Genomic DNA, 12,859 nt, shown 5'->3' on the forward strand with positions numbered 1-12,859 from the left:
TTTCCTCTACATAATATTAATTCTACATATCCATCTGTTAATTAATGAAGGAGATTTATATCAAACTCTCCTTGATTTTTATTCTAAGCATTCGTATTAATTAGTGAAAACACAAAACTTTTATTGTCGATCATTTTTTTAAATAAATATATGACTAAGAAAACCTCAATCTAAATCAAGTATTGAGGTCTTCTTAGTGTCACTTGGCTATATGTTATAAAGATTAATTATATATTTTTATTTATAATATTAAGTTTCTGTATAGGAAGAAGTTTATTTTACAGAAACACGAGTTCCTATAGAATGACTTGTAAATTCTGGTGCATACATGCTTTGTATGGTAGTTATACCATTACTAAAGTTACCTTTACTATTTACACGAACATCATATTCAAAAACATAAACTCCTTTAGGCAAACGATCAAAGAAAAAGTGAGTTGCTGCATCTTTAGTGCTTTCATAATAACCTAAACCATCTTGCCATTTGTATTTTGATAATACATTAACAGGTTCAAAAGCTGAAGCTCTCATGTCTTTCATGTGAATGAACTCCATATTTCTATCAACTTTTAATTCAATTCTTACAGTAATCAAATCACCAATTTCCAAATCAGTTTCCGATAGTTTTCTTAATTCTTTACCAGAATCTGAATTTACCTTTTTAAATAATTTTTTAGTGATTTGTAAAGGCGTTTTAGCGTGTGTAATTTTATCTAAATCTTCAAAATATTGCCAGTATAATCCACCCCAAGCAATACCTTTGTTGTTTTTAGTTAAGGTAACTTTTGCTTTATCTGGAGTAACTTCTTTTCCGTTCCAAGAAGTTTTAAAATAACCTGTTCCAGCTTCAATTTTAGTGTTTTCAAGTTGAGTTGGATCGATGATTTTATTTCCAACAGTAACAGTTACTAACTCGTCAGAAGCTAGCCAATTTGTGCCTTGTAAAAGTAACGCATAAATTGCTTCAGAGGTAGATTTTGTGGTTTTCCAACGATTTACTTGTTTGTTTTTAAGTAACCAAACTTTTAAGTTGTCAATAATTTTAGTGTCATTTTTAATTTCAGCAAAAACTTCAATTAATAAAGCTTGAGTTTCTACAGGCGCTTGATGCCAATACCAACCTGCTTTATTTTCTTTCCAATACATTCCTAATTCTTCTGAAGTAATACTGTTTTCTTCTAAAGATTTTAAAATTAAATTGGCAGATTTTTTATTGCCATTTCTAAATTGAATTAAAGCATTTAAACCTTTTCCATATAAATTAAAACTATTCCAATATTTTGCAGCTTGTTTAGTGTAATAATCAATAGCTTTTTTAGTTTTCTTTGAAGTTTTATAATCTTTAAAGAAACTTTTCATGTATAAATACTGAAGTTCGAAATAACCGATATGTTGTTGAGCTAAAAATTCATCATATGCTTTTTTATTTTTAGAAACTTTTACACGTTTAGCACTATCTAAAAGTAAATTATATTGATATTCAATATGTTCATCTAAAAATTGAATAGCTCTTATAATCATGTCTTCTGAAACAGTACCTTCATTTGTCACACCAAGTTTTTGTAAATGACCGAATCCTGTTACGATGTGATTTGTAATGTTCGGACTAGCATAGTTTGATCCTTTAAACCATGGAAAACCGCCATTTTCCATTTGCATGAGTTGTAATTTGTTAATTGTGTTACTTTGCTCATTTTGCATTTTGTTTAAATCGAAAAGTAAGGCAATACGTTTCTTTTGTTCATTTTCTGATTGTGCGTCCCGTAACCATGGTGTTTCTTGAATGATTAGTGATTTTAATTCTTGATTTTTTTCTAGATTACTGATTAAAGTCTCACTATTTTTCCATTGATTAAATACATTCTGAATCTTGGGATTATTGTTTGCAATAAAACTAGCTAATGTATTAGCGTAATAACGAGAAAAAGTTTGTTCTGCACATTCATGTGGATATTCCATTAAATATGGAAGTGCCTGAACAGCTTCCCAAGCAGGATTAGAAGTAACCTCTAAACTTAGTTGGTGATGTTTTAATGTTGTAGAACTATTGTTTTTTAATTTGTTTAAAGTGAATGTTTTAGTCTGGTTTCCTCTTACCCACATTGGTAGAGTTTCTGTAACCAACATTCGATTAGAAAGTACAGGAAGTACATTTTGTTCTCCGTCACTAAATTGATCTGCTTGTGCTACAATTTTATATTCAACAGCTTGAATTGTTTCTGGAATAACTAGGTTCCAAGATACATTTGTGTTTCCGTTAGCATCTACAGAAAAACTTTTTTGTACTTGTTTGTTTTGTAAATCAGTATCAATAGCTTTTCCTGTGATAGCATCAGTTAAAATTAATTGACTTACACCTTGAAGTGTTTTATCGGTTAGATTACTAATTTTAGCACTAATTGTAATTTGATCTTTTTCACGTAAAAAACGAGGTGCATTTGGTACAATCATTAATTCTTTTTGAGTTACTGTTTCTAAAACTTCAGTAGAAGAATGTAATGCTTTAGTGTGCGCTAATAATTGTAGTTTCCACTTTGTTAAGGCTTCTGGCATTGTAAATGTAAAAGAAACATCTCCGTTTTTATCAGTTAACAATTTAGGATAGAAAAAAGCTGTTTCTTGTAAGTTTTTACGTGCTTTTATATTCGATAATGTTTTTTCATTTTTTGTGCTATACTTTTCTTGAGAGTCTTTAGGAGTCCATCCTCTAGAATCAATAGAATCATAGTTTTTATTAGAAGCTTCTATACCTGAAGCTCTACCTCTTATTTTAGTTGCAGAAGAAGCAACAGCTACTTTTTCTCTTGTTTCACCATATCCTACAACAACAACTTCTTCTAGTACGCTATCACTTTCCATGTAAATATCTAGTTTAGAAAAGCTTTTTACTGGAACTTCTACAGTTTTCATTCCAACAAAACTGAATATTAGAACATCACCATTGTTAACTTTAATCGAAAATTCACCATCAATATTACTTTCATCTCCATTAGTTGTTCCTTTAACTAAGATAGAAACACCCGGTAGAGGTCCGCTTTCATCACGAATTATACCCGAAACTGCACCAGTAAAACTTCCTGATTTCTTAACTTGTGTTGGGCGGCCTAATCGACTCAAATATTGTTTGTTAACCCAATTGCTATTATTAAAGCTAAAACCAAACCAATTAAAACTATCGTATTTTAAAGAAGGATAATTTGTGTAATTGTTATGATTTAAGTTTTGAAAAGCAAAACGTGTAGTTCCAAAACCTCTTGAACTACTTAGGCTAGAACTATAATATTTAGGTTTGTCAATAGGGTAAAAATCCCACTCGTGATTTTTAAATTGATCTAAAGAAGCATCATACATTCCAGCTAATAATTCGGCTGATACTTTTTCTTTTTTAGCTCCTTTTATTGTAAAAGACCAAGTTTCTTTTTGTCCAGGTTGTAATTTATCTCTAAAGGTTTTAGTTATAATTTCTAAATCTGTATTTGGATAAGGAACATCAATAATTTGTCTTCCTTGTTTAAAATCATTGTAATTTACTAGATGGTAATGAACGCCAAAACCTCCTAAGTCTTCTTTTGTAACAGGTATTTCAATGGTTTTACTGTTTTTGTTTAAATGTATATAGTGAGAAGAAATTACTTCATGTTTTTTTTCTACAAACAACATTACAGTAAGATCATTAGAGTTTGTACTTACAGTTATTTTAGCAGTTTCTCCAATTTTGTATGATTTTTTATCGGTTCTAAAAGTAAATAGTTGATTATCTACAGGAACTTTATCTCGATCTGAAAATACAGTGAAATAACTTTTATCACTCACAGCTTGTCCGAATTTATCTTTTGAAGATAACTCTATAACATAACTTCCCGAAATCCAGTTTTTAATTTTTTTAAGTGAAATTTCTTTAGCTTTTTCAGTATTAAACTTTTCATTAAAAACTAAATCTCCTTTTTCCCAATGTCTGCGATTATTTTCATTTTTATACGGATCGTGAGGAAACTTTTCTTCAAATTCTTGTTGAGAAATGGTTTGGTAATCAGGACTCATCCAAGGTCTTTGTCTTAAAGGATGTTTAGGTGCTTTTAATTTATAGATTTTTATTTCACCAACAGCAGGAACAAATTCACCATTTAAATTTTTACTATCAATTTCAAAAGAATGTTTTTTATCATTCTTATTTAGTTTATCATCAATATTAATAGTAGCAACTAAACTATGATAACCTACTTTAACTATCGTAGTTTTGCTTCTTGTTTCTCCGTTAAGATCGGTAACATCTGCTGTGATTTCATAGTTGAAAATAGGTAATTGATCTTTAGCTACGCTTTCATCTGGTAAGGCTTTAAAAACAATTTCAAACTCTCCTTTATCGTTAGTAGTCACTTCACCATTTCTTATTTCTTGCGATTCAGAATGGTTAAAAGAAGGACGATACCAGTAATACCAACGAGGAAATTGCACTTTTCTATGAACACGGTAAGTGACTTTTGCATCAGTAATATTAGTTCCTGCATAAGATTTTGCAAAACCAACAACTTTAATACTATCATACATTTTGAAAGAAGTAGTAATTGGCTTAAAGTCAGTTTCGAATTTAGGTCGTTTGTATTCTTCAACCGAAATGTATTCATAACTTCTTCTTCCGTTTATGGTAGTAACAATTTGAAAACTTCCTGTTAAACCGGAGTTTGGAAGTATAAACTCTCCTGATGCAGAACCAAATTCATTCGTTTTTAATCTTAATGTATGCAACGTAACATTGTTAACATCTTTAATTGCTATTTCAATATTCTGATTTGCAATTACTGTTGATTTATTTTTTAACTTTTCTAAAGAAATACTTTTAAAAAATACAGTTTGTCCAGGTCTATAAATACTTCTATCTGTAAATAAAAAAGTTTCGGTTTGTCTTGTAGATTCATGAAAATCGTTATACAATCTTCTTAAGTATAGGTTATCTATTAATACGACATCATTCTTGTATGTGATTTTAGCAGTAACATTTCCATAATAATCTTTTGGATTATATTTTATTTCTCCATTTGCATCGGTGAAATATGAAACATTAATACTTTTTCCATGTCTTCTTTTTTTATTGCTGAAGTTTACTAGAGCTTTTTCAATAGGTTTACCAGTATTTCTATCAACAACTTGATAAACCGTTGTTCCAGTTTGAGTTCTTGTTACTAAAGTTAAATCTGAAACTTGAAAAGAAGCAAAACCATAAATATTTTTATGATTTAATTCTTCGCTAATTGAGGCAACAAGTATATATGTACCTTTTTCTTGTTTAGGAATAATGACTTCATTGGTATGACTTTGATAATCGAATTCGTTAGGAAGTTTTTGAGACCAAGTATTTATTTTTTTTAGTTTGTTAATACGACTAATCTGTATTTTATTAGGAAATGATTTCTTGATTTCTTCTAATTCTTTTTGGTTGACATTATATATAGAAAAATGAAGTTGATCGATATTTTTATAGTTTACTAAAACTCTAGAAAATGTTTGAGAAGGAATATATTCTTCTGCAGTAATTGAAATGTTTTTCTTCTTTATTTTTAATTTTAATAACTCACTTTTATCCGCGGCAAAGCTTTTTGGGAACTTTTGAATAATAGCATTACAAAGCTTTAAAGCTTCTTGGTTTTTAAAACGTAAAGATTTGTTTTTGTTTTTTGAACTACTATATTTATTAGCATCATTATGGTACTTGTTCGCAATTTCAAAAGTATATAAACCAGAGGCTTCATGCGAATTAAATTTCTTTTCAGAGTCTAATAAAGTTTTTAAGTATAATTCATTTTTTTCTGAAAAAGTAGCTTTAGATTTTACAAAGTTTAAACGTTTTAAATCGACATCTACTAAAGCATTGATATTTTGTTTTAGTAAATGGAAAGCAATTAAATCTTGATAAATTTTTAAGGCATTAAATTGTAAAGACAATTTATCTTTACTTTCTAAATTTAATGAAGCATATTGTTCGGCTTCAGAAATTAGTTTTTCTTCTGTTACTTTAAATTGATAGGTAGGCTTGGTAATTCTTGTTTCATCAGTTTCATAAAAACTTAAAGCATTATGTGCTAAAAAATCATATAATGTTGGACGATATTTTTCTGAATTCTTTTCTTTAACAAGTAAAGAATGAAAAGTTTTAATATCAATATTCTGAAGTTCGTTTTTCTGTGCTAATGAATTTTGAAATTCTAAATGAATTTCTGCAAAAAGTGTTTCTAAATCCCAAGTTCTAAAATCAGACTCATCAACTTTAGAAGCTGTTTTTGTTCTTTGATAAAATTTCCATCTATTACTTTGAAAATATTGCCAATACATATTGGCAAGAATATTTTGTAATACGTTTTTTGTTGGAGTGTTACTTTGGTTTATATGTTCTTTAAACTGAGAAATAATTTTTAATTGTGCATCCTCATTTAAAGTCAACGAAAACTTGCTTTTATATAAAAGTGTTTTTACAATTTGTGGAGCATTATTTTTCTTTTTTGCTTGCTTGTAAATTTTTTCAACAACTTTTAATGCAGATTTAGGCTGATTAAATAATTCAAAATGATGCACTTCTTTCCATAACTTTTCATAGTTATTTTGTGCAGATAATACGGTAGAGAAAAACGTAAGCATTAGTATTGCAATCGATTTATTTTTCATGGTATGATTTTTAATACTTTTTTACAAAGTACTCAGATAGGTTCAATATACTAAAGTTTAAATAAGTAAACTAGTTAGATCTTGAAGTTAAACTATCTTTTTATTTAGTGTATGAATTAAATCAATTGCTATACCAATTTTTGATAAGACAAGAAGAATTATAGAATTTTCTTTATAATAAATTCACATCTTCTATTTATTTCATGTTGTTCTTCTGTACAAGATTCTTCTGTCTTACATTTTACAAGAGGTTGTGTTTCACCATAACCAATAGCAGAAATTCTATCAGGTTCAATACCTTTTTCCATGAAATACATACGAACTGCTGTTGCTCTTTTTTGAGATAATTCTAAGTTATAACGATTATTACCTCTTATATCTGAATGTGTTCCTACCTCAACAATCATATCAGGGTATTTTTTCATTAAATTAATAACTCGATCAATAGCTTTTTTACTATCTCGTCTTAAATACCATAAATTATAATCGAAACTGATTTCGTCTGTCTTAATAACTATTCTGTCTTTTTGCTTTTCTATATCTTTTTCTTTCTCAACGATTTCTTTACGTTTTTTATCCTTTGCAAATTTTAGCTTCTCAGCATTTTTTAGTTTTAATTCTTGTTCTTTTTTTAATTTTAAAGAAAGCGCTTCTCTTTTTTCTTTTTCTATAATTGCTAAAGATTTTAAAGTCATTGAAGCATCGTTGTCTTTATTTCTAACTTTCCTTAGAATTATTGTTTTTTGATTGGTTTTGTATCCAACTTTAGAAGCTTTAACTGTATAAGTAGTTTGACAATTAACCTTGAACTTGAATTTTTCACTGTTAGAAGTGTTTATCTTCGTGATTTCTTTTTGATTTTCATCTACTAAAATCAATTGTACATCATTAAGAATTACACCCGAATCTTTATCAGTAATTAATCCAGAGATGAATTGAGAACAAGGTTCAATTTTTAATGGCTTTTGTTCTACTATTTTATAAATGTCATCGCTTCCTTTTCCGCCTTTTCTATTAGAAGCAAAGAAACCTTCTTTAGTTTTAGAGTTAATATTAAATGAAAAATCATCATAACCAGAATTTACAGGAAATCCGATGTTATCAGGTTTCGATATTTTTCCATCTGAAATTGAGCAAACAAATACATCTAAAGATCCAAAACCAGGGTGACCGTTAGAAGAAAAATAGAGTTTATTGTCTTCGCTTATGTAAGGAAATTGCTCTTTATTTGGAGTGTTTATTTTTTCTCCTAAGTTCTTTGGTTTTCCAAAACTTCCGTCATAATCAATCGTTACAGCGTATAAATCAAATCCGCCAAATCCACCAGGCATGTCAGAAGCAAAATATAAAGTTTTTTCATCTGGGCTTAAAGCAGGATGTTCGGTAGAGTAAGTGTTAGAGTTAAAAGATAGTGAGGTGATGTTTTTCCATTCATTATCAATAAATTCTGCTTTGTATAGTTGAACGTGAGTAACTTTTTTATCGTCTGTATTTCTTTTTCCTTTTACTAAATTATTTCTAGTGAAGTAAGCTGTTTTTCCGTCTTTGGTAAAGATGATATTAGACTCATGTAGTTTAGAGTTAATTTTCTCTGAAAAAGGTTGTGCTATACTGTCTCCTAAATAAATTTGATTAGCATTAACCTGATAAATATCTAAATAATGTTGTCCATTCCAACCAAAACGTTTTCCGTAAATTTCTTTTCTTGGAGCAGCAAATATGATTGAATTACCTGTTTGAATTGCACCAAATTCAGAATCAGGAGTATTAATACCTAAATTTTTTATAGAAAAGCGATTCCCTAAAGCTTCAATATTCTCTAAATACTCAATTTCTTTTTGAAGTTGAGTGTATTTAATTTCATCTTTAGTTTTATAGTAGTTCAGTAAAACATTATTTGCTTTCTTGTATTCACCTAATGCTTTTAATGAATTTGAAAATCTATGATAATAAATTTCAGAAACAACTTTATGGTAATTTTTAAGTAAGTAACGATAATTTACAGTTGCTTTTTCCATATTATATGTATAGTAGTAAGCATCTGCTAGATTTTTTATTGCTTCAAAACTTTCTCTTTCTTTTAAAGCTTTTTCATACAGAGGAATAGCTTCGGTATAAAATGTTCTTTCAAAATATTTATGCGCTCTTTTAAGAGATTGACTTTGAGAAAAGCAAATAAAAACAGAACTGAATAGTAGTAAAAAACTTATTTTCTTCATAGTAATCTTTTTAAAAGAATCTTGGTGATTTGTCGTATCCTTTTTTTAATCCCAATGTGTCAAAATCAAACAATAGCATGAATTCGTGAGTTCCAGAGTTAAAACTTCCTAAATTGTTTGTGGTGTAATCAAAGGCATATCCCATTCTCAAAGAATCAAAAAGGCGGAAGTTAAACATTAGACTTACAGCGTCATTAACTCTATAAGCTAAGCCTGCTTCAAATTTGTGGTTATACAGAACATTTACAGCTGTATCTAATACAATTGGAGATCCTTTTACAGCTTTGGCCATAAATGATGGCTTTAATTTAAAAAGATCAGAAACTTGAAAAACATAACCACCATTTACAAACAAATGAATTTCTTCGCCACCAATACTGTTTAATCCATTATTTTCTTCAAAATGTTCTCCTTTTACTAAGTTTGGAATAGCAGCTCCGATATAATATGTATCAGTAAAGTAAAATAAACCTGCTCCAAAGTTTACAAAAGTTTTATTTTGATTTTCAAAAGCTAAATCAGTAGGGATGAAACCAGAACTTATATTTTCATCAGGAAACCTGAAATTATTGAAGTTGGTGTTGAAACTAGTAAAACCGGCTTTTAAACCAAATGATAATTTATGTCCTTCAGCAATATTTATCATATAAGCAAAATCTGCATAAAAATTATTTTCTTTTAAAACTCCATCACCAATGTCGTCTGTAACTACAGATACACCAGCTTCTATATTATTACTTAAAGGTGCATGTGCAAAAAAATTATAGGTTTTAGGTGTTCCAACTGCAGAAGTCCATTGTCTTCTATGCATTACACCAAAATTTATAACTCCTAAATTGTTTGTAACGTAGGCAGGATTTACAATGTTTTGGTTATACATGTATTGTGTGTATTGAGGATCTTGTTGAGAAAAGAGCTCAAAAAAGGAACAAATACAAATAAGATATATTAATTTTTTCATTAGCTATTTTTATTTACTTAAGTAAATTCTTCCTTGTTTAGGTTTTAAGTTGTCTTTATTGTAGTTAAGTATATAAAAGTAAACACCACTAGTAACTTCCGATCCAGAAGCGTTTTGTCCATTCCATTTTGGATTATCAATGTTTCCTTTAAATAAAGATTGACCGTATCTATTAAAAATTTCTAATTCGTAATTCGGATAGAAAAATTCAATAAAAGGAATATAAAAATCATCGTTAGTTCCGTCGTTATTTGGAGAAAAACCATCAGGAATGAAGAAGTCATAGTCTTCAGGGTTACAATCTGATAAATCGATATTTATTGCAGCTCTTTCTCCTTCACAACCAGTTGTCGGATCAACATAAACAGCAAAGTAAGTAGTATCTTGCTCAATAGGATCGTTTTCACTTAATTCATTCCCGCCTTCATTGGCATCATACCATAATAAATCATACCCACTAACAATTGTGATTTCTGAAGCAATATCAGCTAAAGTAGGGTTACTTAATCCACAACGTTGTGTATCACCAGTAAATTCGGGAGTAGGAGGAGTAATAACAGATGCAATAAATTCTAACCGTTCATGATGTTCACAGTCATCTATTTTTGACACAGCAAAATAGCTTTTATTATTCTCTATAATTGTTGAAGAATCTAATATAGATCCTCCAGTATTAGCATCATACCAAATAACAGTACCAGTAGAAACTGATGCATTAAAGTCAGCTAGAGTAGGGTTATCTAAACCACAAAAAGTAGGATTAGTATCAGTAGAACTAACCATTTCCGTTGTTATAATTTTGATGTTTACTACAGAACGATCTGAACTTTCACAACTATTGTTAAGGTCACTAGCTGTTACAAAATATGTTTTTCCGTCCTCTAAAGCTGTATTTATATCTAAAGGAGTTGTAGTGCTGGAATTTTCATACCAAGTTAGATTTTCTCCTTCATCTACAGTAATATTATTTAGAGTTGGTTGATTAGGAAAAAAATCAGATAAACATAAAGTTTGGTTCTCTTCTAAAACGGGAGCATCAGGAATACCATTTATAGAGAAGGATTCTGTGAGTTCGAATTCAAATTGTGTTCTACAAGGATCAGTGTCATTTTGTACACTTTTTAATAATACATTGTAATTTCCTTGAGCTAATCCGGAAATATCTACATTGAAATTTGCATTTCCTCCTGAGAAAACAATTGTATTTTCTATAAGTTTAGTAGAGCTATTTAATTCTGTAACCTCATAAGTGATAGTATATTCACCGCTACTTAAATTAGGAGCATCAATTAAGATTTTCATGTCTGTAGCATTACAAGCGTTATCTACTTGTAGATCGAGAGTAATGTCTTCAGGAACTCTTTTGATGGTAAAAGTTTCTTCAACACAGTTTAAACCAATAGCTGTTGGAGAAGTTATATCGATTGTATATTCTGCTATTTGTGGTGGGAAAGATGAAAAATCTAAAGGTAAAGTAGCTTTTCCATCAGTAAATAAAACATTTAAATCGTTGACTACAATTAAATCAGAATTAACATTATTAGAAACTACATAGCTAAGTGTGTGTTCACTGTTGGTAATTGTTCCGTCATTGTTGGTTAATTCAGAAATATCGATATCTATTATATCAGTATCGAAACAAATATCCTCTACATTAACTTTTGCGTTATAAATTGTAAAGTCAAACTCTTCAACAGTATATGTATCGCAAATAATATTTCTGAGATCTTTTATAGCTACGGTTCTTATGGTGTAACTTCCAGGAGATAAAATAGATGAGCTAAGCTCAAATTCGTATTCAAATAAGGTTCTTGTACCTAAATCATCATCAAAAATAGAAAAGGGAACGTCATTTTGTGTATCTGAATATACTACTAATCCGGTGTTTTTATCTATTATTTCATAGTCTATATTATAAACCATTTGAGCTTCTTCAGAGCCTTCATGTATAATTTTAATAGTTGTGTTTTCTATATCACATAACTTTTCAACGGAGAATTTTCCAGAGATTTCAGGAATAAAAATATTTACAGTACTTGAAGTTTTAGAACAAACTCCATGGATTGGAAAAACAGTATAAGTAAAAGAATAAAATCCAGGTCCAAAATCGTTGTAAATTTGCTCAACATTGATGATATGATCAGTTAGAGAAGTAATTTGTCCAGTGGTGTCATTATCTGACCAAATACCATCACTATCATTACCCGCTAAATAATCAAATAAATCTAAATTGCTATAGATGCTTAAATTGTCTGTGTCACAAATATTAAGCTCAGAAGCAATTCCTGAATCTGAAGCTCTGTGAACTTCTAATATGATTGTTGCTGTTCTAGAGGGGCACGAATCTATTGTGTCAACAGTATAAATTAATGTATGAGTTCCACGACCAGCAACTGTTGCATTGAAGAAGCTGCCATTTAAAGCAATAGGCGGTGTTCCAGTACCAACACTCCAAGTTCCATTAATATCTGAACTTAAACTAATTAAATCATTATCTAAAAAAGAGAATAAATCTACAGCAGTGTCGTCTTCACAAGCATTTGCTCCTCCATCTATGTTGTCTTCACCAGGATATCCTCCTAAAAAAACTGTTACAGTAGCACTTTCACCACAATCATCATTCGTGTAAATGAATTTATGCTCACCAAAACGATTGATACTCCAAAGGTTTAATATTCCAGTACTAGAATTTAAAGCAAATCTATTTATAGGGTTTTCGCTAGTCCATGTTCCCCCAGTAGTAGGTGAACCGTTTAATTGATTGAAAAGGTTAAATTGTTGATAATTAGTGTCTAATTCTTTGTTGCAAATAGTTGCAGAAGCATCATTTCCTGCGCATTGTGAGTAAGAAAAAAATAAATTAAAAAAAATCACAATAAGTGAAAGAGTTATAGTATTTGGTCTAGTTTTCATTTTACAAAAGCAATAGCTGAAAAGCAAAGCTACTATAAAATTTATAGACTGCAATTATTTAATATTTACGATTTAGTTTGATTATTTTAGCCAATCATTATAAGAGATC

Annotated in this window: 4 protein-coding genes; all 4 read right to left on the minus strand. The window is 29.4% G+C overall.

Annotation, left to right across the window (positions count from 1 at the left end):
* Positions 1-273: 273 nt before the first annotated feature.
* On the minus strand, positions 274-6,657 hold the full coding sequence (locus ACSIGC_RS16225) for an MG2 domain-containing protein (RefSeq protein ID WP_442265824.1): 6,384 nt from the start codon (positions 6,655-6,657) through the stop codon (positions 274-276).
* A gap of 158 nt (positions 6,658-6,815) precedes the next feature.
* On the minus strand, positions 6,816-8,876 hold the full coding sequence (locus tag ACSIGC_RS16230; protein WP_442265825.1) for an OmpA family protein: 2,061 nt from the start codon (positions 8,874-8,876) through the stop codon (positions 6,816-6,818).
* Between the two features lie 10 nt (positions 8,877-8,886).
* On the minus strand, positions 8,887-9,837 hold the full coding sequence (locus tag ACSIGC_RS16235) for a PorP/SprF family type IX secretion system membrane protein (RefSeq protein ID WP_442265826.1): 951 nt from the start codon (positions 9,835-9,837) through the stop codon (positions 8,887-8,889).
* A 9-nt stretch (positions 9,838-9,846) separates the two neighbouring features.
* A complete protein-coding gene (locus ACSIGC_RS16240; RefSeq protein ID WP_442265827.1) occupies positions 9,847-12,750 on the minus strand; it encodes a gliding motility-associated C-terminal domain-containing protein in 2,904 nt (967 codons plus the stop codon).
* Positions 12,751-12,859: the final 109 nt, after the last annotated feature.

The organism is Tenacibaculum aquaeponti, assembly GCF_052084715.1.
Taxonomy (GTDB): domain Bacteria; phylum Bacteroidota; class Bacteroidia; order Flavobacteriales; family Flavobacteriaceae; genus Polaribacter.

Excerpts from the sequence above, each read along its gene's own strand:
- ACSIGC_RS16225 (WP_442265824.1), bottom strand. The coding sequence starts at position 6,657 with ATGAAAAATAAATCGATTGCAATACTAATGCTTACGTTTTTCTCTACC.
- ACSIGC_RS16235 (WP_442265826.1), bottom strand. The coding sequence starts at position 9,837 with ATGAAAAAATTAATATATCTTATTTGTATTTGTTCCTTTTTTGAGCTC.
- ACSIGC_RS16230 (WP_442265825.1), bottom strand. The coding sequence starts at position 8,876 with ATGAAGAAAATAAGTTTTTTACTACTATTCAGTTCTGTTTTTATTTGC.
- ACSIGC_RS16240 (WP_442265827.1), bottom strand. The coding sequence starts at position 12,750 with ATGAAAACTAGACCAAATACTATAACTCTTTCACTTATTGTGATTTTT.